Origin of the sequence: Reyranella sp. (assembly GCF_965229815.1) — a bacterium.
GTDB lineage: Bacteria > Pseudomonadota > Alphaproteobacteria > Reyranellales > Reyranellaceae > Reyranella.
Map to the genome: position 1 here is coordinate 2,953,553 of NZ_CBDDJN010000006.1, position 25,105 is coordinate 2,978,657.

At 64.1% G+C, this 25,105-nt stretch carries 16 protein-coding genes, 3 tRNA genes and 3 rRNA genes; 5 read left to right on the forward strand and 17 right to left on the reverse strand.

Annotation, left to right across the window (positions count from 1 at the left end; translation table 11 throughout):
- Positions 1–199 precede the first annotated feature (199 nt).
- On the forward strand, positions 200–1,315 hold the full coding sequence (locus tag ACO073_RS25535; RefSeq protein ID WP_422001474.1) for a glycosyltransferase: 1,116 nt from the start codon (positions 200–202) through the stop codon (positions 1,313–1,315).
- Positions 1,316–1,329: 14 nt separating this feature from the next.
- Positions 1,330–3,237 (forward strand): ABC transporter substrate-binding protein, encoded by a 1,908-nt coding sequence (locus ACO073_RS25540; protein ID WP_422001475.1) that lies wholly within the window; start codon positions 1,330–1,332, stop codon positions 3,235–3,237.
- A gap of 51 nt (positions 3,238–3,288) precedes the next feature.
- Here the strand turns inward: ACO073_RS25540 and ACO073_RS25545 are convergent.
- The 6 genes from ACO073_RS25545 to ACO073_RS25570 form a co-directional block, all read right to left on the reverse strand.
- Positions 3,289–3,365, reverse strand: a tRNA-Met gene (locus ACO073_RS25545).
- Positions 3,366–3,427: 62 nt separating this feature from the next.
- Positions 3,428–3,542, reverse strand: a 5S ribosomal RNA gene (rrf, locus tag ACO073_RS25550).
- 74 nt (positions 3,543–3,616) lie between these two features.
- Positions 3,617–6,346: ribosomal RNA gene (locus tag ACO073_RS25555) — 23S ribosomal RNA — on the reverse strand.
- 267 nt (positions 6,347–6,613) lie between these two features.
- Positions 6,614–6,689 (reverse strand) — tRNA-Ala (locus tag ACO073_RS25560).
- Positions 6,690–6,772: 83 nt separating this feature from the next.
- Positions 6,773–6,849, reverse strand: a tRNA-Ile gene (locus ACO073_RS25565).
- A gap of 175 nt (positions 6,850–7,024) precedes the next feature.
- A 16S ribosomal RNA gene (locus ACO073_RS25570) occupies positions 7,025–8,513 on the reverse strand.
- The 16S, 23S and 5S rRNA genes sit together here with 3 tRNA genes alongside, the layout of an rRNA operon.
- A 606-nt stretch (positions 8,514–9,119) precedes the next feature.
- On the opposite strand from ACO073_RS25570, the gene ACO073_RS25575 reads away from it, so the two are divergent.
- Entirely contained in the window at positions 9,120–10,598 is a 1,479-nt protein-coding gene (locus ACO073_RS25575) for a M23 family metallopeptidase (RefSeq protein WP_422001476.1), read from the forward strand.
- A 38-nt stretch (positions 10,599–10,636) separates the two neighbouring features.
- Here the strand turns inward: ACO073_RS25575 and ACO073_RS25580 are convergent, their stop codons facing one another.
- The 4 genes from ACO073_RS25580 to ACO073_RS25595 all read right to left on the reverse strand — a co-directional run bounded on the left by ACO073_RS25580 (position 10,637) and on the right by ACO073_RS25595 (position 14,369).
- Entirely contained in the window at positions 10,637–11,158 is a 522-nt protein-coding gene (locus ACO073_RS25580) for a hypothetical protein (protein WP_422001478.1), read from the reverse strand.
- A 41-nt stretch (positions 11,159–11,199) separates the two neighbouring features.
- Positions 11,200–11,754 (reverse strand): hypothetical protein, encoded by a 555-nt coding sequence (locus ACO073_RS25585; RefSeq protein WP_422001479.1) that lies wholly within the window; start codon positions 11,752–11,754, stop codon positions 11,200–11,202.
- 565 nt (positions 11,755–12,319) lie between these two features.
- Positions 12,320–13,834, reverse strand: coding sequence for a terminase (locus tag ACO073_RS25590; RefSeq protein WP_422001481.1), 1,515 nt, complete (start codon positions 13,832–13,834; stop codon positions 12,320–12,322).
- Complete coding sequence (locus ACO073_RS25595) at positions 13,821–14,369, reverse strand: hypothetical protein (RefSeq protein ID WP_422001482.1); 549 nt, start codon at positions 14,367–14,369, stop codon at positions 13,821–13,823. The genes ACO073_RS25590 and ACO073_RS25595 overlap by 14 nt, the downstream gene beginning before the upstream one ends.
- A 243-nt stretch (positions 14,370–14,612) precedes the next feature.
- On the opposite strand from ACO073_RS25595, the gene ACO073_RS25600 reads away from it, so the two are divergent.
- Both ACO073_RS25600 and ACO073_RS25605 read left to right on the forward strand, forming a co-directional pair.
- A complete protein-coding gene (locus ACO073_RS25600; protein ID WP_422001484.1) occupies positions 14,613–14,906 on the forward strand; it encodes a type II toxin-antitoxin system Phd/YefM family antitoxin in 294 nt (97 codons plus the stop codon).
- Between the two features lie 7 nt (positions 14,907–14,913).
- Entirely contained in the window at positions 14,914–15,339 is a 426-nt protein-coding gene (locus ACO073_RS25605; protein WP_422001486.1) for a hypothetical protein, read from the forward strand.
- A gap of 21 nt (positions 15,340–15,360) precedes the next feature.
- Here the strand turns inward: ACO073_RS25605 and ACO073_RS25610 are convergent, their stop codons facing one another.
- From ACO073_RS25610 to ACO073_RS25640, 7 genes are read right to left on the reverse strand one after another with little or no spacing between them, the layout of a single operon-like run.
- The gene (locus ACO073_RS25610) at positions 15,361–18,591 is read right to left on the reverse strand and encodes a type I restriction endonuclease subunit R (protein WP_422001488.1); all 3,231 of its coding nucleotides are present in this window, start codon (positions 18,589–18,591) and stop codon (positions 15,361–15,363) included.
- Positions 18,591–19,328: an abortive infection family protein gene (locus tag ACO073_RS25615; RefSeq protein WP_422001490.1), complete on the reverse strand. Its 738-nt coding sequence runs from the start codon at positions 19,326–19,328 to the stop codon at positions 18,591–18,593. Before ACO073_RS25615 ends, ACO073_RS25610 begins: the two co-directional genes overlap by 1 nt.
- Entirely contained in the window at positions 19,325–19,831 is a 507-nt protein-coding gene (locus ACO073_RS25620) for a DUF4411 family protein (protein WP_422001492.1), read from the reverse strand. Before ACO073_RS25620 ends, ACO073_RS25615 begins: the two co-directional genes overlap by 4 nt.
- Positions 19,828–20,985 (reverse strand): helix-turn-helix domain-containing protein, encoded by a 1,158-nt coding sequence (locus ACO073_RS25625; protein ID WP_422001493.1) that lies wholly within the window; start codon positions 20,983–20,985, stop codon positions 19,828–19,830. Before ACO073_RS25625 ends, ACO073_RS25620 begins: the two co-directional genes overlap by 4 nt.
- The gene (locus tag ACO073_RS25630) at positions 20,982–21,662 is read right to left on the reverse strand and encodes a hypothetical protein (RefSeq protein ID WP_422001494.1); all 681 of its coding nucleotides are present in this window, start codon (positions 21,660–21,662) and stop codon (positions 20,982–20,984) included. The genes ACO073_RS25625 and ACO073_RS25630 overlap by 4 nt, the downstream gene beginning before the upstream one ends.
- 4 nt (positions 21,663–21,666) lie before the next feature.
- A complete protein-coding gene (locus ACO073_RS25635; protein ID WP_422002215.1) occupies positions 21,667–22,974 on the reverse strand; it encodes a restriction endonuclease subunit S in 1,308 nt (435 codons plus the stop codon).
- Positions 22,967–24,490 carry an N-6 DNA methylase gene (locus ACO073_RS25640; protein WP_422002217.1) on the reverse strand — a complete coding sequence of 508 codons (1,524 nt, stop codon included), beginning with the start codon at positions 24,488–24,490 and terminating at the stop codon, positions 22,967–22,969. The genes ACO073_RS25635 and ACO073_RS25640 overlap by 8 nt, the downstream gene beginning before the upstream one ends.
- Positions 24,491–25,105: the final 615 nt, after the last annotated feature.

Consider the following 25,105-nt stretch of genomic DNA (forward strand, 5'->3'; position numbering starts at 1 on the left):
TGGGCGTCTTCTTCACACGCGGCGATTCTCCTCGTCGCGACATCCCGACCTGCTCCGCGAGGCCGACATGGAAAATTCCATCCATCGCGGCTAGGTTGAGGGGAATGAGGATCGGTTTCGACGGCGTGCTGCGCCGGGAGTCCTGGCGGGCCTGCAGGTGGCCGGATTCGCGGCCGTTGGGGCGACGAATGTCCGGACCATGATGCTCCTTCTCCAGGACGGCGGGCATCTCCAGCAGGAATTCGACCTGCTGGACGCCGGTGGCGGCTGGGTCGCGCGCGTCGTCGGCCGGCCGGATGGAACCGTCGCGGTAGAGCCCGACCCCTTTGGGATTTCGGGCTCCTGGAAGCGCGAGGACACGGCCCTCGGCATCGTCGATGCGTCGGGAGCGACCGTCGCCCGCTTCGTGTCGCAGGGACTGGACGGCCGCAGCCGGCGGCTGTTCTGGGGCGCGGTCAAGGTGGGCCCGCACTGGCTGGAGCACTGCCTGCGCGTCCGCACGAGGCCCTTGCCCAGAATCTCCCTGTGCACCACCAGCCGCAACCGTCTCCACCATGTGCGCGAGACGTTGCCCCGCAACATCGCCGACAATCGCGACTATCCGAACCTCGAGTTCGTGCTGCTCGACTACAATTCCAGCGACGGGCTCGGCGACTGGGTCAGGCGGGAGCTTGGCGACGAGCTCGCCTCCGGACGGCTGACCTACTACCTCGCTCCGCAGCCGACGCACTTCCACGCCACGCATTCGCGCAACATGTCGATCCGACTTGCCGGCGGCGACATCGTCTGCGTCGTCGACGCGGACAATTACACGGGACGGGGATTTGCCGCCTACCTCGCCGACCAGGTGGAGCCGGACAATTTCCTGATCGGCTGCCGCATGGAAGACGACGAGTTCATGGTGGTCGACGACGAAGGCTGCGTCGGGCGATATGCGCTGTACAAGTCGACCTTTCTCGACGTCGGCGGCATGGACGAGGCCCATGTCGGCTGGGGCTACGACGACATGGACCTGTTCCGTCGTCTGATGGCGAAAGGCTACCGCTGCCAGTCGATCGAGCCGCGCTACGCCCGGTGCATCCCCCACGGCGATGCCGAGCGCAGCCGCGAGCTCCACTATCGCGATATCGGCCGCGACAAGGCGGGCGGAGACGGCAGTGTCTGGGTGAACGCTCGGCGCAGCCAGGCCAACATCGCGGCGGGCCGCATCGTGCTGAACGACGGCAGCGTCGGCTGCGGAGAAGTGATCCGGAACTTCGGCGAGGCGACGATCACCGTCCGGGCGATCGGCGAGGCCCCGGTGTCGGCGGACTGAGCCCGAGGCGGGGCATGAGGCGACGGGTCTTCCTCAACGGCCTCCTCCTCACCCCGGTTGGCGACGCCCTGGCCGCAGATCCGGCCCCGACCCTGCGCGAAACCCCGATGTTCGCCGGCCAAGTGGCTGCCGGCAGCCTGCCGCCGGTCGCCCGGCGGATTCCCCTGCAGCCGCTCGTGGTCAGAAGCTTCGCCGGCGAGGATGGGCCCGGCCGTCCCGGCGGCGATCTCACCATGCTGGTGACGGGCGCGCGCGACACCGCGCTGATGACGATCTACAGCTACACGCGCCTGATCGTGCACGACGCCTCGTTCGCCCTCCGGCCCGACATCCTCGAGAGCTACGACGCCCGCGAGGGCCGCATCTTCACCTTCAGGCTCCGGGCCGGCCATCGCTGGTCCGACGGGCATCCTTTCACGACCGAGGATTTCCGCTTCTACTGGGAGCACATGGCCCTCGACGCCGAGCTGTCGCCCTTCGGCCCGCCGGACGAACTCCTGGTCGAGGGCCGGCCGCCCACCGTCGAGATCGCCGACGACCGGACCATCACCTACCGCTGGGACCGGCCGAATCCGTACTTCATCGAGAGCCAGGCGCGCCCGGCCCCCCTCTTCCTGTACGCGCCCGCGCACTACCTGAAGAAATTCCATCCCCGCTTCGGCGCTGCCGGCGGAAGCACCGAAGGGCCCAGGCCCGGCGCGCCGGGTCGCAGCTGGGCGGCTGCGTTCCAGCGCGCCGCATCGATGTTCACCGACGACAATCCCGATCTGCCCACGCTCAATCCCTGGGTGCTGACCACGGCGCCGCCGACGGAGCGCTTCGTCTTCGAGCGCAATCCCTACTTCCACCGCATCGATGCGATCGGCCAGCAGCTGCCCTATGCCGACCGCGTCGTCTTCGCCGTGACGGCGCCCCGGCTGATCCCGGCCCGGGCCGGTCTCGGCGAGGCGGGCCTGCAGGCGCGCTACCTGCGGCTGGGCGACTACGGCTTCCTGCAGACCAGCGCCCGGCGCTCGGGAGTCACCGTGCGGCTCTGGGAATTCGGCTCGGGCTCCCAGCTCGCCCTCTATCCCAACCTCAACGCCAGCGACGCCACCTGGCGCGGCCTGCTGCGCGACGTTCGGCTGCGCCGGGCGCTGTCGATCGGGATCGATCGCGAGGAGATCAACCAGGTCGTCTTCTTGGGCCTCGCGACCCCGTCGAACAACACGGTCATGCCGCGCTCGACGCTGTTCCGGCCGGAATACGCCACGCGCTGGGCGAACCACGACCCCGGAGCGGCCGGCCGTCTCCTCGACGAGCTCGGCCTCGACCGGCGCGCCGGCGATGGCATCCGCCTGCTGCCGGACGGAAGGCCGGCGATCATCGTGGTCGAGAACCAGGGCGAGGGGACCGAGGAGGCGGATGTGCTGAAGCTGATCGCCGACCAGTGGCGGCGGATCGGCCTCCGGATGATCGTGAAGCCGCAGACCTTCGAGAATTTCTGGCTCCGCCTCTCGTCGGGCGAGGCGATGATGACGGCCTATGGCGGCCTGTTCACCGCGGTTCCCGGTCCCGATTCGAGCCCGCGCGAATTCGCGCCGACCTCGCAGGGCGGGCTGCAATGGCCCAAGTGGGGGATGTATGTCGCCTCGCGCGGCAAGCAGGGCGAGCCGTGCGACCTGCCGGCGGCCCGCGGCCTGCTCGACGACCTGCGCGACTGGGAGCGCGCCGCCGACGAGGCCGGCCGGCGCAACGCCTGGCGGCGGATCCTCGAGACCACGGCCGAGCAGGTCTTCACCATCGGCACCGTGAACGGCAGCCGCCAGCCGGTCGTCGTCGGGCCCGGCGTCCGCAACGTGCCGCGGGACGGGTTCTACGCCTGGAACCCCGGTGGCTATTTCGGTCTCTACCGGCCCGAGACGTTCTGGCTCGCGCCGTAGGCCCGAACGCCAAAAAGCCGCCCCCGAAGGGACGGCCTTTTTTTTGCGGATTGGTTGCGGGGGCAGGATTTGAACCTACGACCTTCAGGTTATGAGCCTGACGAGCTACCGGGCTGCTCCACCCCGCGGCAAATCCTTGCGCGTCTTGTTTGATATCGTCACGGAAAGAGAGGTCCTGTGCGCTTGGAAGACCTGGCAGCGACCTACTCTCCCGTGTCTTAAGACACAGTACCATTGGCGCTGAAGGTTTTCACGGCCGAGTTCGGAATGGGATCGGGTGTACCCCCTTCGCTAGAGCCACCAGGTCGTCGAAGCGCACAGTCTGAAAGTCTCGGGCATCAAGGCCGGCAACGGATGTCGACCGCTGCACGGAACGAATGAGATCAAGCCGATCGAGCTATTAGTACCGCTAAGCTGAATGCATCACTGCACTTGCACATGCGGCCTATCAACGTGGTGGTCTACCACGGCTCTCAGCGAGACCTAGTTTCGAGGCGGGTTTCACGCTTAGATGCTTTCAGCGTTTATCCCTTCAGTACATAGCTACCCAGCGCTGCGACTGGCGTCACAACTGGTACACCAGAGGTACGTCCATCCCGGTCCTCTCGTACTAAGGACGGCTCCTCTCAAGTCTCGAACACCCACAGCAGATAGGGACCAAACTGTCTCACGACGTTTTGAACCCAACTCACGTACCACTTTAATCGGCGAACAGCCGAACCCTTGGGACCTGCTCCAGCCCCAGGATGTGATGAGTCGACATCGAGGTGCCAAACACCACCGTCGCTGTGGACGCTTGGGTGGTATCAGCCTGTTATCCCCGGCGTACCTTTTATTCGTTGAGCGATGGCCCACTCACGCGGAACCACCGGATCACTATGACCGACTTTCGTCCCTGCTCGACTTGTCAGTCTCGCAGTCAGGCGGGCTTGTGCCATTGCACTCAACTGCCGATTTCCGACCGGCATGAGCCCACCATCGCGCGCCTCCGTTACTCTTTGGGAGGCGACCGCCCCAGTCAAACTACCCACCATGCAGGGTCCCGGATCGGGATGACCGACCGCGGTTAGACATCAAAGATCAAAAGGGCGGTATTTCAAGGTTGCCTCCACCCGAGCTAGCGCCCGAGTTTCAAAGGCTCCCGCCTATCCTACACATCCAATCTCTAATGCCACTGCAAAGTTGTAGTAAAGGTGCACGGGGTCTTTCCGTCTAACTGCGGGTACCCCGCATCTTCACGGGGAATTCAATTTCGCCGAGCCGGTGTTGGAGACAGCGGGGAAGTCGTTACGCCATTCGTGCAGGTCGGAACTTACCCGACAAGGAATTTCGCTACCTTAGGACCGTTATAGTTACGGCCGCCGTTTACCGGGGCTTCGATTCAAGGCGTGAACCTCTCCTCTTAACCTTCCGGCACCGGGCAGGCGTCAGACCCTATACTTCGCCTCACGGCTTAGCAGAGCCCTGTGTTTTTGTTAAACAGTCGCCACCCCCTGGTCTGTGCCCCTCCGTCGAGACCGACGGAGGCCCCCTTATCCCGAAGTTACGGGGGTAAATTGCCTAGTTCCTTCAACACCGTTCCCTCAAGCGCCTTGGTATACTCTACCAGTCCACCTGTGTCGGTTTAGGGTACGGTCCATACGCTGGAGTTATTTCCTGGAACCCCTCCGCCGCCCCAGCATTCGCCAACGAGCTGGGGCCACTTATGGGATCCGTCACTTCCAGCGGGCCCAGGAATATTGACCTGGTTCCCATCGGCTACGGCTGTCGCCCTCGCCTTAGGGGCCGGCTAACCCTGCGCGGATTGACCTTGCGCAGGAACCCTTGGACTTTCGGCGGAAGCGTCTCTCACGCTTCTTATCGCTACTCATGTCAGCATTCTCACTTCCGATACCTCCAGGAGCCCTCACGGGTCTCCCTTCACAGGCTTACGGAACGCTCCGCTACCACTCTTTCGAGTCCGCAGCTTCGGTGCATGGCTTTAGCCCCGGTACATCTTCGGCGCAGGCTGGCTTGTTTAGACCAGTGAGCTATTACGCTTTCTTTAAAGGATGGCTGCTTCTAAGCCAACCTCCTGGTTGTTATGGCCTTCCCACATCCTTTCCCACTTAGCCATGACTTGGGGACCTTAGCTGGCGGTCTGGGCTGTTTCCCTCTCGACGACGGACCTTAGCACCCGCCGTCTGTCTGCCGCGCTGTACTCGCCGGTATTCGGAGTTTGGTTAGGTTTGGTAAGACTTTGGATCCCCCTAGCCCATCCAGTGCTCTACCCCCGGCGGTAATCACGCGACGCACTACCTAAATAGTTTTCGCGGAGAACCAGCTATTTCCGAGTTTGGTTGGCCTTTCACCCCTAATCACAGGTCATCCGATACCTTTGCAACGGTAACCGGTTCGGTCCTCCAGCGCGCGTTACCACGCCTTCAACCTGCCCATGACTAGATCACCCGGTTTCGGGTCTACTCCGTGCAACTAAGCGCCCTATTCAGACTCGCTTTCGCTGCGCCTACACCTATCGGCTTAAGCTTGCTGCACAGAGTAAGTCGCTGACCCATTATACAAAAGGTACGCCGTTAGCCTTGCGGCCTCCGACTGTTTGTAGGCGTTCGGTTTCAGGTCTATTTCACTCCCCTTGTCGGGGTGCTTTTCACCTTTCCCTCACGGTACTTGTTCACTATCGGTCACTGAGGAGTACTTAGGCTTGGAGGGTGATCCCCCCGTGTTCAGACAGGATTGCACGTGTCCCGCCCTACTCGAGGATGCAATCGCTTTCTACCCGTACGGGGCTATCACCCGCTATGGCCACCCTTTCCAGAGTGTTCCGGTTCTTACGACTGCATCACTGGCCTAGTCCGCGTTCGCTCGCCACTACTAGCGGAGTCTCTGTTGATGTCCTTTCCTCCAGGTACTGAGATGTTTCAGTTCCCCGGGTTCGCCTCGTCGACCTATGGATTCAGTCGACGATCATCCTGATGGATGGGGTTTCCCCATTCGGAAATCTTCGGATCAAAGTGTGCTGGCAACTCCCCGAAGCTTATCGCAGCCTGCCACGTCCTTCATCGCCTCTCAGTGCCAAGGCATCCGCCAAACGCCCTTGTTGTGCTTAATCTCACGTTTTGTCAGCGAAACGGCGATCTTGCGATCGCCTCGCGCCAAGCAATCGAAATTGCTTAGCACTGTTTCGGCTCGTTCCGTGCAGGGGACGACCCCCGTCACGACGGCCCTTTTACCCATTCCTTCCACTCTGCCTAGGCGACAGAGCGAGGAATATCTAGACTTTCAGACCTCTCTTCCGATGAACGATGTCAAAGAACAATCGACGCCGCCAAGCGGCGCGAAGCTCTATGCGCATGGCTTCAAGAGCCAAGCGTGATGATGGTGGAGGCAGACGGGATCGAACCGACGACCTCCTGCTTGCAAAGCAGGCGCTCTCCCAACTGAGCTATGCCCCCGTTTGAGCGTGCGGCCGGCGCGATCTGACTTCATCTGCCGGCGCGAACCGGCCACACCCGAAGGAAGAGCCGATCGCGCGACTTGGTGGGCCAGGGAGGATTTGAACCTCCGACCTCACGCTTATCAAGCGCGCGCTCTAACCAGCTGAGCTACTAGCCCAATTCGGGCAGACGAAGCGACGGACACTCGATCGTTCCCGTGAGGAAACGACCAGGCTCCGTCTCGCCAAGTACCATCATAGGAAAGGGATGCGACAGCGGCGGCGACTGCGGCTTGAGAAACCGCAGCTCCAGAGTGTCAAAGTAAGACCGGAATTGCTTCTGGTCTTCCTTAGAAAGGAGGTGATCCAGCCGCAGGTTCCCCTACGGCTACCTTGTTACGACTTCGCCCCAGTCATTGATCCTACCGTGGCCGGCTGCCTCCTTGCGGTTAGCGTACCGTCTTCGGGTAGAACCAACTCCCATGGCGTGACGGGCGGTGTGTACAAGGCCCGGGAACGTATTCACCGAGGCATGCTGATCCTCGATTACTAGCGATTCCAACTTCATGCACTCGAGTTGCAGAGTGCAATCCGAACTGAGACGGTTTTTTAGGATCGGCTCCGGCTCGCGCCATCGCATCCCATTGTCACCGCCATTGTAGCACGTGTGTAGCCCAGCCCGTAAGGGCCATGAGGACTTGACGTCATCCCCACCTTCCTCCGGCTTGTCACCGGCAGTTTCTCCAAAGTGCCCAGCATAACCTGATGGCAACTGGAGACGAGGGTTGCGCTCGTTGCGGGACTTAACCCAACATCTCACGACACGAGCTGACGACAGCCATGCAGCACCTGTGCGGACTCCGGCCGAACCGAAGGGAGCGTCTCTGCTCCCGGCGAGTCCCATGTCAAGGGCTGGTAAGGTTCTGCGCGTTGCGTCGAATTGAACCACATGCTCCACCGCTTGTGCGGGCCCCCGTCAATTCCTTTGAGTTTCAACCTTGCGGCCGTACTCCCCAGGCGGGGTGCTTAACGCGTTAGCTGCGACACTGACGAGCAAGCTCGCCAACGTCTAGCACCCATCGTTTACGGCGTGGACTACCAGGGTATCTAATCCTGTTTGCTCCCCACGCTTTCGAGTCTTAGCGTCAGTAACCGTCCAGATAGCCGCCTTCGCCACTGGTGTTCTTCCCAATCTCTACGTATTTCACCACTACACTGGGAATTCCACTATCCTCTCCGGTCCTCTAGTCGCCCAGTATCAAGTGCATTTCTTGAGTTGAGCTCAAGGCTTTCACACCTGACTATGACAACCGCCTACACTCGCTTTACGCCCAGTAATTCCGAACAACGCTAGCCCCCTTCGTCTTACCGCGGCTGCTGGCACGAAGTTAGCCGGGGCTTATTCTGCGGGTACCGTCATCATCGTCCCCGCCAAAAGAGCTTTACAACCCGAAGGCCTTCATCACTCACGCGGCATGGCTGGATCAGGGTTGCCCCCATTGTCCAATATTCCCCACTGCTGCCTCCCGTAGGAGTCTGGGCCGTGTCTCAGTCCCAGTGTGGCTGATCGTCCTCTCAGACCAGCTACCGATCGTCGCCTTGGTGAGCCATTACCTCACCAACTAGCTAATCGGACGCGGACTCATCTTTTGGCGATAAATCTTTATCCCGTAGGAACCATCCGGTATTAGCCCCAGTTTCCCGGGGTTATTCCGAACCAAAAGGCAGATATCCACGCGTTACTCACCCGTGCGCCACTCGTGTATTGCTACACGCGTTCGACTTGCATGTGTTAAGCCTGCCGCCAGCGTTCGTTCTGAGCCAGGATCAAACTCTCAAGTTTAACGTGCTCCTTGTTCCGATCTGGGAAGACCGGAGGAGCGAGATCCCGTCACTAATTACCGCCCGACCCTCTGAGCGAACCCATGAGGTCGGGCTTCGAACTAGCGACGGCAGAAACATCTGCACCCAAGCTCCGAGGAGCCCGGCGCTGACGTCCGCCGCCGCTGGCGTATCCCTTTCCAAACAGACGATGCATAGAGCGCACGACCCTGGGGGTCGAGACCTTCCGGTGGGCGGGAGTACTTGGGTCGCGAAACCCTCCGTCGCAAGTACGCGCGACGTTTTTTTGTACACCCCGTTCGCCGTGGGAGCCGCGCTTATATGGGCCGCCCTTTGGGGTGTCAAACGCAAAATTGCAAATCTCTTACGGGGATCCGGAACCGGCCCCTAAGCCCTTCAAACCTATAGTATTTCTTGCCCCTGAGCACGCTTTCCGGCATCAATATCTTGAGATTCTGAACGATCCACCGACAGGAAAAAATCCTGCGGCGGCCCCTCAATCCAGGGCGAGGACCGGCCATACCGGCCCCGCGATAGGTCAACGGTCATGACGGATTCCCCCCTCCCGTCGGACCGGCCGGAAGTCCGCAAAAACCAGTCTTTTGCGGTGTTCCGGCCTGTCCTCCTTGCCATCGGCGCCGTGGGCCTCGGCCTCGGCGCCCTGGTGCTTACCCACAGATCCGGGCCTGAAATGGCCGGCGCGCCGCCGCCGCCGCCCGATTTTTCGCCCCCGCCGGCCGCCGCGCTGCCCCCGGCCGCCCCCTCGGTCTTCCCCCCGGTCGCCATCGTCCTGGCCGATCCCGAGCCGGCGCCGCCGCCGTCCGAGGCCGATTTCCGGGCCGCGGGCCTCGGCAGCCTCGATCTCAAGGGCTTCCAGATGAAGCCGCCGGAACTGCCGCCCGAGCCCGAGCCGCCGGCCAACGATCCCTACGAGCTCACGCTCCGCCTCGAGCGCGGCGACACGGTCGAGAAGATGCTGGCCGACATCGACGTCCCCGAGGCCGACCGCCAGCAGATCGCCGAGCGCCTGCACGGGCTCCTGAAGAAGCGCCGCCTGCCGGCGGGCGAGTCGATCGAGCTGGTGATGCAGACCGTGCCCGAGCAGCCCGACGCGCCGCGCGTGCTGTCGCTCTCCGTCCGCCCCCAGCCCGAGCGCGAGTATCTGATCACGCGCAAGGACGACGGCAGCTACGAGGGCGAGGAGAAAATCTACAAGGTCAGCCCGCGCATCGTGCGCGTGGAGGGCGAGCGCCACGGCTCGCTGCAGCAGAGCGGCATGAAGGGCGGCGCGCCGGCGCAGGCGATGATCGAGTTCATCCGGGCGCTCTCCTTCGACGTCGACTTCCAGCGCGAGCTCAAGGAAGGGCAGAAGTTCACCGTGCTGCTCGAGCAGCTCGTGACCAGCGACGGCCGCGTCACCCATCCGGGCCGGCTGCTGGCCGGCGAGCTGCGCCTGCTGAAGCGAACCGTCACGGTGATCCGCTACCGGCCGCAGGGCGGCGCCGAGGGTTTCTACACCCCCCAGGGCGAGAGCGTGGTGAAGGCGTTCCTGCGCACGCCGATGGACGCCTCGAAGATCACCTCCCGCTTCGGCATGCGCGAGCATCCGATCATGGGCTTCAGCGCGCTGCACACCGGCGTCGACTTCGCGGCGCCGCCGGGCACGCCGATCCTCGCCGCCGGCACCGGCAAGGTCACGATGGCCGGCCCCAACGCCGGCTACGGCCTCTACGTACGGTTGCAGCACACGAGCGACGTCGCGACGGCCTACGCCCACATGTCGCGCATCGGCCCGGGCATCAAGCCCGGCGTCTCGGTGCGCCAGGGCCAGGTGATCGGCTTCGTCGGATCGACCGGCATGTCGACCGGCCCGCACCTGCACTACGAGTTCCTGCGCGCCGGCCGCGCGGTCAATCCGCTGGCCCAGAAGTTCGCCATGCGCGCCACCGTCGGCGGCAAGGACGCCGCCCGCTTCCGCACGCTGGCCAAGCACTACCAGGCGCAGTTGAAGAACGCGCCGGTTGCAGCAGAGGCCAGGCCGAAGCCGAAGGACAAGGAACCGGCGCAGCTCGCGAAGACGAACTGAGTCGGAGTCGGGTGCGCGCCGCTCCGGCCGCGGCCACGCTACCGATGGCAAAGCCGGCCTCCCGGCAACGGTACGACCTGAACGGACGAGGCGAGGATGTCGGAACCCGAGACGTCGATGGTCATCTGCAGGACGGCGGCGATCGGCTTGCGCAGTTCCTCGGGCACGGGCGCAGGAAAGAGCATGCCGAGCTTCGCGACGCACCTGGCCCAGACGGAGAGCTCGACCTCGCAGCGAGTCGGATCGGCCTTCGAGCCGCCAGAAGGCGTGCAGGTCATTCCAAGGTGCGCAAGATAGTCGGGGCCCTGTGAGCCCGGGTGAGCCTTGCGAAAATCAGCGAGGCCCAGGCCGATTTGCCGGCTCCTCCAGGCCTGTGTGTTGTTCCAACTGTTCGTCCCGTCTCCCTGAAAGTTGTTGACGCGACCCCACGCGATCAGCGTTTCGCGTTGCTTCGAGCCCGATGTCTCATCGGCGACCTTCAGCGCACAGCAGTTCCCCCACACCAGTTCATCATCGGGGTAGGTACAGCCAGCGCCGAGAACGGCGACCAGCAGTGCCATCGTCAGCGACCTGCGATGTCTGGCCGCGCGCTCGGGCCGATTCAAAACAACCCGCCTTTCGGGATCGGCAGGCCGTTCTTCCTGAGTATCTGGTCGATCTCCGGCTGCCGCAGAAGCCGGTTCTCGATCCCGGGTGCCATGTAGGGCATGCCTGGAAGGCGGAGGCCCATCGCCTCGACCAGCGTTCGGCTGACCGAATTGCTGTTGCCTGCGATGACGTCCGGGATGGGCGCATCGACGTCTCGCGGACCGTTGAGATCGCTTCCCCAAAAATTGTACGTCAGGCCTCTTCGATTAATCTCATCGTGTACACTCCTGGCTGCCTGCCATCGGGCTGTCGCTTCATCGTATGGCCCCCGCCAAAGCGTCTTTTCCGGTTGCCCCTCGCGGTACAACCCTTGGCGATCGTCGGGAACGACGGTCAGATAGTCGCTGCTGCGCCCGACCTCCTTGAACTCGTCCTTCTTTGGATCCTGCGCGAGGCCGTGAAATTGGCCTGCGATGTTTCCATCGTCGTCGTAGAAGACAAGATAGTTGTGCGCGAAGGGACTGTGGCCGACCTCCAGGACGTACTGTCTCAGGGCAATCGATGACATGGCTTGCCTCCTTCGACCGAATCGATGCGGGCCCACGTCCCGAGCTTCCTGCCAGTGTTTTCGGTTGCATTACCGGTCGTTTACGCTACTTCGACAACCGACCGTCGGTTGCATCGTGCGCCAACGGCCGCTCCTTCTTTTGGTGACACCCCACAGGCGCCCACTGACGTGGCGTCGCGAGAGCGCGGCAGCGTGAGGTGAACTCGACCATCGTCCCAGACGCGCGCGCTCGCTGGCGGCACCGAGCAGGGCGATGTCGGCGAGCGGGTCTGGAGACGGGTCGATCGGCGAGTTGTGCCAGCTCCGACAGCGCCGATTGCGCAGCCAGAAGATGCAGGCCTGCACGCTGGGCGGATAGTGGATGGTGTGGGCCACCGGCGCCGGCGCGCCGGCAACGATGACCGTGCGCTCGACGTGAGATTACCTTCCCTGGCCAAGCTGACGATTCCGCGCTTGAACCTGAAAACCCATATGAGGTTGGGTGAGGAGGTGATGCACGAGAGAGTCTTCACGTCGCCCCTCACCTCGCCTCTCTTCCCCGAGGGGGAGAGGAATATGAGATGCGTCACACCACATACCGCCTCAGCCGCTGGAGCTTCTCCTCGACGCGGCGGTCCTCGGCGGCGTCGCGTCGGAACACGGGCCAGGCGAAGGTGAGCGCCAGCGCGTCGCCATCGTCGGGCGAAGCGAGGCCCCGTCGGCGCATGTCGTCCTTCTTCTCGAGCAGGATGGCATCCGAGGCGTCGTAGCCGTAGTCGACTGCGGTGAGGTCGGCAGCGAGCGCGCGATCGTCCGGCAGGCAACCCACCCTGCACCAGTCCTTCATCGTGCCCCACATCTCGGCGCGCTTGTTGGCGTAGCGCACCCCGGCCTCGACGCCGTCGCCGCGGTCGGCCCGACCGCCGAAATCGACGCCGCGCACGGTCGAGCAGCCGAGCTGGGCGAGGCGGTCGACGACGCCCCAGCCGATGCCGGTGCCGTCGACGAACACGGCGTCGGGCGAGTGGGCGTTGACCAGCTCCATGACGCGGCCCGCCGTCACCATGAGGTCGGGGATGCGGAACTTCACCGCCGGGATCGAACGGGCATCGAGCCCGCGGCGGAAGCGGATCACCGTCTGGTCGCCGCCGTGGCGGGCGATGTCGACGCCCATGACGAGGGCGGTGTTCCATTCCGGCGGCAGCGGGCGCTCGATCGCCTGCCGGACGCGCTCGCCGTCGATGAACTGAAGGGTACCGGCGCGCGGGAACTCGCCTTTCACGCGCACGCGCACGAAGTCGCTGTCTTCGCCGTAGTCGGCCACCCAGGTCGCGATCTGCGCCTTGTTGGTCATCGACACCGAACGCGAATCGATCTGCTGCGGCTGCCAGCGATGGGCGAAGCGGCCGCCGGCGAAGCACTCGCGAAAGCGGCCGGTGGTGCGCGTGGGATTGCCGAAGGCGAGCCAGAAGAGATCCGTGTCGGCGTCGGTCAGTGCGCCCTCGATCGTCTCCCAGACGCCGTCGGCGATCGACGAGGCCTCGTCGAACAGGGCGAAGGCGCGCCGGCCCTTGTTGTGCAGGCCCGCGATCGCCTCGGTGTTGTTCTCCGACCAGGTGATGGCATCGACGCGCCAGGTGCGGTCGCGGCCGGGGCGCGCGGAATGGAGCGACGTCGCGGTGTAGGTGAACCAGCTCCTGTTGACCGAGAGCGCATGCCACTTGGCGAGCTCGGCCCAGGTCTTGGTGCGAAGCTGGCCCTCGGTGTTGGCGGTGACGACACCGCGCGTGTCGGGCACCGTCGACAGCGCCCACAGGACGATCCAGGCAACCAGCGCCGACTTTCCGATGCCGTGGCCCGACGCGACCGCGAGCCGGACGGCTTCGACGGGCGACCTGTCGCGCTCGTCGAGGCGCCGCCCCAGTGTCGCCAGCACCTCACGCTGCCACGCTTCGGGGCCGCTCTCGCCCGCAAGCGCGGTGCCCGCCTTCCCCCAGGGGAAGGCGTGGAGGACGAAGCCGAGGGGATCGAAGCGATAGAGGCCCAGCCTGTCCGAGAGCCGCTTCCGGGAGCCGCCGCCGGGGAAATCAACGACCGTCATGAGAGGCACCGCCCGGCGTCAGATCGTCCCGAGGGGCCTCATCGTGAGGGGCGCCGTCCGGAAGCTGGTCGTGCGGCGAGGCGCGCGAGCGGCGCACGCTCTCGCTCGCCGCCTCGAGGCGGGCAATGTCGTCGATGCCGTCATCGTCCGCGCCGCCGGAGCCCGGCGAGCCGCGCCAGGTCGCGCGGCGGCGGTTGCGCAGCCAGAAGATGCAGGCCTGGGTGTCGGGCGGGAAATAGACGTTGGTCTCGAAATCCTTCGGCTCGCCGCGATAGAGCGCCGTGCGCTTGACCTTGCGCTCGAAGCCGGTGGCGCGGGCATAGAGGCCGGACGCCACCTTGGCATCGGCGGCGACGCGGCCGCTCTTCACCGCCGCCTCGAACTCGGGCTGGCCCGCAATCCAGTTGTCGATCGTGCGCCGCGTCACGCCGAAGAACGCGCCCAGCTCCTCGTTGGTGGCGCCGAGCAGGCAATAGTTGCGGGCCTGCTTGCAGAAACCGGGCCGGTAGGCGGTGGGGCGGCCGATGGCGTTCATGGGAGAATAATAACTTAAGTGCTTGATCAGTTCAAGCCTCTCACTCGCCGGACGATCAAGGCCGGGTTTTTTCGCACCGCCAGGAAGTGGCGAAAACACTGCGTGGACTGTGATGCCTTGTCACTCGCCAGCACCCGCCGGGTGCACGAGCCGCCGGCAGACAATGACTTTAGTTCTGCCCCTCCGCCCCGTCTCTTTCCATTGTCGCTTGAATAGCCTTTTCCAAAAGGCCATTCTAGCCAGATGCAGAAGGTCAGCATCACCGAAGCCAAGAACAACCTCAGCAAGCTGATCGACAGTCTGGCGAGCGGATCGTCCGTGCTGATCGTCGACCGGGGGCGCCCGGTGGCCCGCCTCGAGCCCGTGACCTCGGGAGTCGCACCCGACGAACGGCTGGCGCGGCTGGTCCGTGCGGGCATCGTTCGGCCGCGGTCGGCAAAGCCCGCGCGCTCGGCGCTTTCGAGCCCGCCGCCCCAGGCGAAGGCAGGTGCCTCCGCGCTCGCCGCCCTGCTGGACGAACGCCGCGAAGGGCGTTGAGGGCGCCGTGAAATTCTGGGACGCCTCGGCGCTGGTGCCGCTGCTCGTGGCCGACGCGACGACGCGGGCGATGCAGGCGCTGGCGGTCCGGGATCCCGACATGCTGGTCTGGTGGGGATCGCGCGTGGAATGCGTCTCCGCGCTGGCGCGGCTGGAGCGTGAAGCCGCTCTCGATCGGCGGCAGGCCGGGGCGGCGTATCAGCGGATGGATGAGCTGGCCCGCGGTTGGCACGAGATCGGACCGGGCGAGATCGTGCGGGAAACCGCCCTTCGCTTCCTGCGCGTGCATCCGCTTCGCGCCGCCGATGCCTTGCAGCTTGCGGCGGCGTTCGTCGCCGCCGAGAGCCGACCTTCGGCCCTGGAGGTCGTCATTCTGGACGACCGCCTTGCGGAGGCAGCGCGCAAGGAGGGCTTTGTCCTGGTGGCGGAGTGAGCGGTCATCGCAGAACCCCGATCAGGCCGCCCAACGCGCAGACAACGCCTCCGCCTGACGCAGGACTGTCTGGACGGCTGCGTCCTGAAGATCAGGGGGAAAGCCGTGCTTCCGCAGAATGCGCTTCACCAGGACGCGCATCCGCGCGCGCGCGCTTTCGCGATGCGACCAGTCCACGGAGACGCTGCCTTTCAGGCTCACAAGGAGTTCGTGGGCAATCACCTTGAGGGAATCATTGCCCATCGCTTCGATGGCACTCTCGTTTTCCGCCAAGGCGTCATAGAAGGCGATCTCGTCCTCGGAGAGTCCTTCCTCCTCGCCCCGCCGATGGGCGGCCCGGACCTCCTTGGCGAGTTCGATCAGCTCCTGGAGCACCTCGACGGTGCTGATGGCGTTCGTATGGTATCGCGCGATGGCGGCTTCCAGGCGCTCCGAAAACCGTTTGGTCTCGACGATGTTGGTCCTGCTCCGCGAGCGGATTTCGTCGTTCAGCAGCTTGCGCAAAGCCTCCAGAGCGAGGTTCTTCTTCTCGAGCTGCTGGACTTCGGCCAGGAACTCATCCGACAGGATCGATATGTCGGGCGTGGTGATCCCGGCGGCCGCAAGAATATCGACGATCTCGGTCGAGACGACGGCGCGATCCAGGATCTGCTGGATCGCGAAATCCCGATTGGAAGCACCGGTTCCAGCGCCGCCGGCCGACTTGACGAGCGCGACCCGGACCGCCTGAAAGAAGCCGACCTCGTCCCGGATGGCCCGTGCCTCGTCGCTCGCCGAGGCCAAGGCGAATGCCTTGGACAGCGCAAGCACGGCGTCCTGATAGCGGCGGTTCTCGCGCCGCTTCCCGTCGTCGGTCGTCTCCTTGGCCGCGGCCTCATGCTGGCGCCCGAGTATCCACTCGATGGCTTCCGCCAGAACCACGAGGCGCTCATGCGCCGTACCGGACAGACCGCGTGCGTAGTCGAAGCCGTGATACATCGCCTTCACGACTTCGTACTTCTCGACCAGAAGTGCGACCGCTTCCGCCTCGTCGATCCCGGTCTGGCGCCGATCCGAACCCGAATACTGGCCCAGCGCATTCTTGAGGTTCTGCGCGATCCCGATGTAATCGACCACCAGACCCGCCGGCTTGTCGCGGAACACGCGGTTCACGCGGGCGATCGCCTGCATCAGTCCATGGCCCTTCATGGGCTTGTCGACGTACATGGTGTGCATCGACGGCGCGTCGAAGCCGGTCAACCACATGTCCCGAACGATCACCAGCTTGAGCGGGTCGTTCGCGTCTTTCGCGCGCTTTGCCAGAAGGTCGCGACGCGCCCTGGTGCCGATATGGGCCTGCCAGGCCGGGGGATCGGCGGCCGAGCCGGTCATCACCACCTTGACCGCGCCCGTCGCCTCATCGTCGCTGTGCCAATCCGGCCGCAGGGCAACGATGTGATCGTACAGCGCGACGCAGATGCGCCGGCTCATGCAGACCACCATTGCCTTGCCGTCCATGGCGGCGACGCGATCCTCGAAATGGCGGACCAGGTCGTCGGCGACCATCGCGAGCCGCTTCTCGGAACCGACCAGCGCCTCCACTGTCGCCCATTTGCGCTTGATGCGCTCCTGCTCGGTTGTCGCTTCGTCTTCGGTCAGCTCCTCGATTTCGGCATCGATCTTCGGCTTTTCCTTCTCGGGAAGCTCGATGCGCGCCAGTCGGCTTTCGTAGTAGATCGGGACGGTCGCGCCGTCTTCGACCGCCCGGCTGATATCGTAGATATCGATGTACTCGCCGAAAACAGCGGGCGTGCTCACATCGCCCTGTTCGATCGGCGTTCCGGTAAAGCCGATGAACGACGCCTTGGGCAGGGCATCGCGGAGATACTTGGCGAAGCCATAGGAGATTTCGCCCGTCTTCTGCTCGACCTTGGCGCGGAAGCCGTATTGGCTCCGATGCGCCTCATCCGCGATGACGACGATATTCCGGCGGTCGGACAGCATTGGGTAGGTAGTCTCGCCGGCCGCAGGAGAGAATTTCTGGATGGTGGTGAAGATCACGCCGCCCGACGCGCGATTGAGCGCGGATCGTAGATCATCGCGGCTGTCGGCCTGGATCGGCGTCTGCCGGATCAGGTCGCGGCACATCGAGAACGTTCCGAACAACTGGTCGTCCAGATCGTTCCGATCCGTGATGACGACGATCGTGGGGTTCTCCATTTCCGGGAGACGGACGAGTTGTCCGGCATAGAAAGCCATCAGCAGGCTCTTGCCCGAGCCCTGCGTGTGCCAGATGACGCCGATCCTCTTGTCTCCCTTCGGATAGTTCTCCACTCCCGGAAGGCCATAGGCCGAGGGGGCCTCGGCGAGTTCGCGCTTCCTGGAAGAGCCGCCCGGCGTCTCGTTGTTCAGGGCAAGCGCCCGGACGGTCGAGGCGACAGCGCGCTTGACCGCGTGAAACTGGTGATAGCCTGCGAGAATCTTGGAAATTCCCGACCCCGTCTCGCCGAACACGGTGAAATCGCGGACGAGATCGAGAAAGCGTTGCCGCTCGAAGATCCCTTCGATCAGCGTGGTCAGCTCCGGCTGGCCCTTTGCGGCGATCACCTGGCCATCGGTCGTGCGCCACGGCATGAAACGCTCCTGATCGGCCGTAAGCGATCCGATGCGCGCGGTAATGCCGTCAGAGGTCACCATGACCGCGTTCGAGCGAAACAGGGACTCGATCTGTGCCTTGTAGGTTTGAAGCTGGTTATAGGCGCCAGAGAGCGTCGCGCTTTCGCCGCCAGGCGCCTTGAGTTCGATGACGCCAAGGGGCAGGCCGTTGACGAAAACCACGATATCGGGCCGCCGCTCGACCCCACCCGCAATCACCGTGAACTGGCTGGTGGCGATCCAGTCGTTCGCGGCCATATCGTCGAAGTCGATCATCCGGACCTTGTCTCCGCGGATCGTCCCGTCGTCGCCGAAGAACTCGACATCGACGCCTTCGACCATCAGCCTGTGAAGCCGGCGGTTCTCCTGAGTCAGCGAGGGATGTTCGGTCGCCAGGACCTTCCGCAGCGCATCGCCCCTGGCTTCCGCCGGGATGCCCGGATTGAGCCTTTCGATCGCAGCAGTCAGCCGCTTCTGCAGGACGACGTCGGCGTAGGCTTCGCGTTCTGGTACCCTGCCGTCCGGGCCGATGTCCGCGTCGCGCAGAACGACGTAGCCGAGCGCAGACAGGCGGTCGAGGACGAGTTGCTCGATATCGGCCTCCGAAAGATAGGCCATCAGGTGGCCTCCGCGTCGCGCGACGCAACCACCCTGGCTTCCCGGCAGGCGTTCAGAACGAGCTTGTAGGCCTCGCGATCGACCCCGAACAAGAGCCGCGAGGGCTCGATCGCCAATGGAACCTCCTCGCCGTCCGGAAGAACCGCAACGACGTGAAGGAGCCCATCTTCGTCAGATTGGGCCCGAAGCGACACGAGTGCGTCGATGATGGCGTTTGCCACCTCAAACCGCTCGTAGGGCTCGGACGTCCTCACAGGGTCCGGTTCTCGTTCCAGATAGGCTTCGTGGAGGAACGTCACGATGGCATCGGCGGCGAGCATGGCTGACCGGCGATGATGCGCCGATAGTTTGGCAATGAAGCCGTCCTTGCCGTGACTGACCGTACCGGCTTCGTTGCGCAGGACGCGAAGTGTCTCGGTCAGCCTGTTGTGCTGCTTGATCAAGTCCGAGAAGGCGCGGTGGCGCACGGCGCCCAGATTCAGCAGCCGCGTGGCGACACCGACCAATTGCCCGAGCGGCGTATCGGTGGCTTCCGGCTTGAGCGGCGCTACCGGGTCGTCGAGTTCCTCGATCAGAACGCGGCAGGCGCATTCGACAAGGCCCTTGGCCGCGTCGATAGAGGCGTCACTCTCCTCGTTGAACTCGCGTTCCAGCGCGGCAAAGGTCTCCTGAAGCATCGGCGCGTGCTTCCAATGCACGCAGAAGGCGCGGATGCCGGGATACCAGTCGGCGCTCACGCAGCCCTCGGTGTCGGACCCAAAACGAACCGCGCCCGTTCCCTTCGGAGCATCTCGTAGGGACTGATACAGGCCAGACCCAGCCCAATGCAGGCGTTCGGTATCTTGATCTTGCGCGTCGACTCCGACGGGACCTCGTGGGTCACGACAACGAAGCCATGCGCCAGCGCGTGGGCGACCAGCCAGTAGTCGGCGACCTGAAGAAAGGTCGCGATGGCCGCCGCCTCGTAGGTCTGGCTCGTGGCCCAGGCGGTGACGCGGGCAAGGGCCGGCACGACAGGATCGTCCGGCGGCAGAAAGAAGGCGCGACCACGCGCGGCCGCCCAATCGGAAAGATCGTCCGCGCCCGCCTGCAATTCGTCGCCGACCTTGTCGATGCTGGCGACCCGTCCGGCAGCGTTCTGCCCGATCAGCCACTCCCAGAAAGCCGGGCAGAAATCGAAGCCGTAATGCAGGTTCTTGGCCTGGATGAAGATGTTCGTGTCGAGCAGGAAGCGGGTCATCCCATCACCCCCGCTTCGCGGCCGATATTGTTGAACGTCTCCGTCTTCGACACGCCGAGCATGCGGAAGGCGTCGCGATAGAGCGTCTGGCCTTCCAGCGTGCTTTCCACCAGCGCGCGCGCAAACCGTCGGCTGACCCGCGAAAGCGTCGTGCGATAGAAATCACCGCCGCCGGAGCCGGCGCCGGCAAGCTCCCGCAGGCGCGCACGCTCGCTTGCCCAGGCGCGATCGAATGCCGGCCGATCGAGCGCGCCCGCGTCGAGCAGCCGGCGCAGGACGACGAGGGTACTGACCTTGAACTGCCGGGCCAGCCGCGCCAGCGACCGGTCCAGTGGCTCATCCCGCTGCAGTGCCGGACGCAGGGCTGAAAGCGGCACGAGCAGCTCGGCCGCGACCGCATTGCACCACACCTCCTCGCGGCGATGGCCCGTGAGCGGAGCGGCGCTCGCGTCCGACACCGCCGAGGCGCCGAGCCAGAGATGCGCCAGCTCGTGCGCCAGCGTGAACATCTGGCCGGACTTCGTGTCCGCCCCATTGATAAACACCAGCGGCGCGCGCGTGTCAGCCAGCGCAAAGCCGCGAAACTCCTCGGGGTCAAGCGTGCGGCGATTGTTGCTCCCCACCACCCCGCTCACCATCACCAGCACGCCGAGCCGGTCGGCCTGGCCGATGAACAGTCGCAAGGCCTCTTCCCACGTCCGGCATTCGGCTCTCGCAGCCAGATCGAATCCGAGCGCCCGCGCCATGCGGGCGGCAACGTCCTCCGGGCGCTCCCCGACGGCGGCGCTGCCGACGAAGTCCACCTCGGGCAGGCGCACCGTCAGCGCGAACTCGCGGTACCAGCCCTGCCGTTCCTGGCAGGCATACAGCATGTCGAGCAGGTCGGCGCTGGCGCGACGCACGCCACGCCCGTCAAGCGTGCGGAAGTCCGGGATCGGCAAGGGCTCCGACGGCGGCGCGGGAAGGAACAGATAGCCGATGGGAACGTGAACGGCGTGAGCGAAGGCCTCCAGTTGCTTGAGCGTCGGCCGCGTCTCGCCTTTTTCCCACGCGCTCAACTTCGGAAAGCGGCCGAGCAGTAGGTCGGCCTCGACAATACCGGCCCGCTCTCGTGCCCAGCGCAACAGCTCGGGGCGGACGGCGACGCGCGTCACGGCAATGGTCCGTCAGTGTAGGTGACCCAGGGGACAGGCCGCAGGCTCGCCCGCGGCTGCTGGTCACCGCCTGCCGTGGTCCATGTGGCCGTCGAGAGGTCCGTGTCGACGGGAGCCTTCCGATGGATCGACTGAAATTGTCGGCCGAACACATCCTCGTATTCCAGCCAGATTTCCCACGGCTTGCCCGCCAGCATCGCGAAATCGGCTTGATTGAAGCGCTCGTGGATCGGGAACGGCACGAGAAGCGGCTCGGTCTTGCTGCCCCAACTCTCACCCGCGCCTAGCGGCGACAGTTCCCAAGGTTCCGAGGTCCAGCCGTTCATGTCCGGGAACCGGAACTTGAGCCGCAATTTCACGGCTGGACCAACGCCGACGTTCCGGAGGACACACCTGATCGCGACGGTCCCGCAAGACGGGTTCTCCGCGGCGGGCGATATCACTTCGAGCAATTCCCCGCGCCGGTTCCATGCATCGACGCCACTGCAGGGCGCGAGAAGGCAAACCGGCTTGAACCGATTGCGGTGTTGGCGTTCGGTATCCTCACGCTGTCGCTGACCTTGGCGGATGACACGGAAGGTGACTATCGCCAAAGCGATGGTGCCGCCAGCGGTCAACATCACCCAGGCATCCGCCCATTCGTGGAGGAATGTGAGAATGGGCTGGAGAAACTGCATGGGCCTAGCGCGCCTTGGCGAGACGATGCTCGACGGCCGCCGAAGCCTCACGCACCCGCACCTCGCCCGACATCAACTTGGGTAGAAGCAGGTCGCGGGTGGAGGCGAGAATGCCGGACTCGGCACGGTTGGCCAGTATACGGCCGAGAAGTGGTTCGACCTGTTCGGCAAATCGAGAAAATAGAAGATTCGAGCCGAGTAGAACCTGTCTGCCCAGCAACGCTGGCGGCGATACCCGTTGATGACTTTTCGACGTTCCTGTGGCCATTGACTGCAACATGGTCCGGAACGACGGTTCAGTGAACAGTCCAAACAAGAGCGATGGGGCAAAATTCGCCTTTGGCGTGAAGACAAGGAATTCGGTAGAGCAAATCTGCCTTTTCCCGGTAGCTTTCTGAGGTAGCCAAACACGCTCAATCTCAGGGTTCAGCTTCGAAAGCAAGATCGCCCCTTCCGGAACCAGTGTCTTGTTGCTCTTAATGGCTCCGCCTCGATCTTGGCTTGGCACTTGGCCCACGTCATAGGACGGGAGGCTAAAGTGCTCGAAGGTCTCATCGGGACTACTTGCTGGCGTTACTGAAGCGGTATGCTGAGTTGCCAACATGTCGAGCGAATAACCAGTCCAACCCTTCGGCTTGCCGTTGGCGTCGAGACTTTCCGGAAAGAGGGACCAGATGTCCGGGACGAGGTAGGGCGCCCGGCCTTCCATCTTGGCGCGCGTCGGGCCGAAATCGACAAACCAGTCCTTGAAGATCGCCCGCGCCATCGCCTCCAGCGTCTCATTCATCCGCCGGTTCAACTCGATCTTGTCGTCGAGCGCGCCTAGCAAACCTCCGATCCGTTTCTGTTGGAGCAAATCCGGATAGGTGATTGGTACCGATCGAAGTGCCTTCTGACTGATGCCCAGCACGGTCGTCCCCGTCGCGTAGCTCGCCAGGATAGCCTGCTGGGTAGGAGAGGTCAGAAGATAGCGAAGGAACTTATTGTCGAGCTTGTTGGGCTTTCCACGCAGGCATATGATACGTTGACCAAGCGCATACTGAACGGTTTCTTCGTCAAGTTGTATAACTTCGCCCATTGGCGCTTCGGTCGTCATTACGATATCGCCGATGCGTGGAAGCCCTCGAATCATCCATTTCGGATAGTAGTCCAACGCAATTTTCTGCTCGATTGGCCTCAAAAGGCCCGTCGTCTTAACCACCTTTGCGGAAAGGACGGGAATCCCGTTCTCCGACTTCGGAGGGCTCTTACCTCGGTAGTCGAGGAGAGTTTCCAAACACTCATCGAGAGGCGATGTCTGCCATTCACGCATCGGGAACCACACGCGCAAGTTTGGCGCGGATAGTGCCAGTCAGCTTGTCCGCCAGAGCGAACTGCTCCTCCAGGCTTGCTTGCAGCGATGCAAAGCGCTCGACGAAGGAAACTTCACTTTTTTCAACACCAGCTGCGCCAACATAGCGTCCCGGCGTCAGCACGTGGTCGTGCTCCTCGATCTTCTCCAAGGTCGCCGCCTTGCAGAAACCCGGCACATCCGCATAAGGACCCGCGTCGTCCTCGCCCCGCCAAGCATGATAGGCCTGCGTGATCTTCTCGATGTCATCGTCCGAGAACTCTTTGCGCGTGCGATCCACCATGTGGCCGAGCTTGCGGGCGTCGATAAACAAGATTTCGCCACGCCGATCCCGCAGCTTCGCGTCGCGCGCAACGCCGTTCGACTTGTCGCGGGCGAGAAACCAAAGGCAGACCGGAATCTGCGTGGAATAGAAGAGCTGGCCCGGCAGCGCCACGATGCAATCGACGACACCGGGCGCACCGCCTACCCCCTCGACCAGCGCATGGCGGATCGCGTCTTCGCCGTTCTGCGTGGAAGACATGGAGCCGTTGGCCAGCACTACGCCGGCGACACCCGCCGGCGCCAAGTGATGCACGATGTGCTGCAACCAAGCGAAGTTGGCATTGCTGGCCGGCGGCATGCCATAGCGCCAGCGCACGTCCTCGCGCAGCCGGTCGCCGCCCCAATCGGAAATATTGAACGGCGGGTTGGCCAGTACGAAATCCGCCTTCAGGTCGCGCAGCTCGTCCTTGTGGAAGCTGCCATCGCTGTTCCACTTGATGTCGGCATCGATGCCCCGCACGGCCAGGTTCATCTTGCACAGCCGCCACGTCGTGTAGTTCGACTCCTGGCCGTAGACGGCGATGTCGCCGATGCGCCCGCCATGCTCCTCGACGAAGCGCTCCGATTGCACGAACATGCCGCCCGAGCCGCAGCATGGGTCGTAGACGCGGCCCTTGAACGGCTCGATCATGCCGACCATCACCCGCACGACGGAGCGCGGCGTGTAGAACTCGCCGCCGCGCTTGCCCTCCGAGCCGGCGAACTGGCCGAGGAAGTACTCGTAGACGCGGCCCAGCACGTCGCGCGCCTCGCCCTTTTCCTGGCCGAGCGCGATCCCCGAGATCAGGTCGATCAGCTCGCCGAGCATCACGGCGTTGAGCGCGGGGCGGGCATAGTCCTTCGGCAGGACGCCCTTCAGGCTCTCGTTGTCCTTCTCGATGGCGATCATCGCCTCGTCGATCAGCTTGCCGATGGCGGGCTGCCGGGCGTTCGCCTGAAGATGCGACCAGCGCGCGGTTGGCGGCACCCAGAAGACGCGGTCGGCGGCGTACTCGTCGCGATCCTCGGCGCCGTCCGGATACTCCGCGAGCAGCGCGGCGCGCTTCGCCTCGAAGCTGTCGGAGATGTGCTTGAGGAAGATCAGGCCGAGCGTGACGTGCTTGTAATCCGACGGCTCCATGTTGCCGCGCAGCTTGTCGGCGGTCTTGAACAGCTCGGCCTCGAAGCCGAGGTCGCCGCCGTTGCCGTTCGCCCGTCTGGCCGCCGCCGGCGCCCGAGCCGGAGCTGGTGGCTTCTCCTGCAGGGGTTCCGCTTTTGCGGCACCGCCGAGCGACACCGAGCCGCCGCGTCCCCGGCCGGGAATGACGATGCCATCGGTGACCAGTTCTCCCTTCACGGCGGCATACGTGGCCTCGGTCCAGCCGAGCTCGTCGCGCAACCGGCCGTTACCGGCCGAGCCTCCAAGCTCGGTCAGGATGGCGACGAACCGGTCGCGGAGCGATTGCCTGGCCACGAATTTTCTCTCCCCAATGCTCGCCACCAGCGGGCTGTGAGGCCGTGCCAGACCGCGCGATCGCCCAGCCGCGAAGCAGCCCCCGAAGAGGCAATTTAGCGGCAACCCTTGCGGGTGGCCACGCGAATTGGGAATTCGACGGCAATGTTGCCGGTCGAGGCTGGATCGCGGCTGAAGGGCTCGTCAAGGGGTTCGATGAGGGGCTCCGACCCCTCCGTCGGCGAAGACGCCGCCACCTCCCCAACTTCGTTGGGGAGGAAGGGGCTCTCTCAGTGAAACGAACGACGACGTCGCCGCTTGGCACTGGCATGAGAT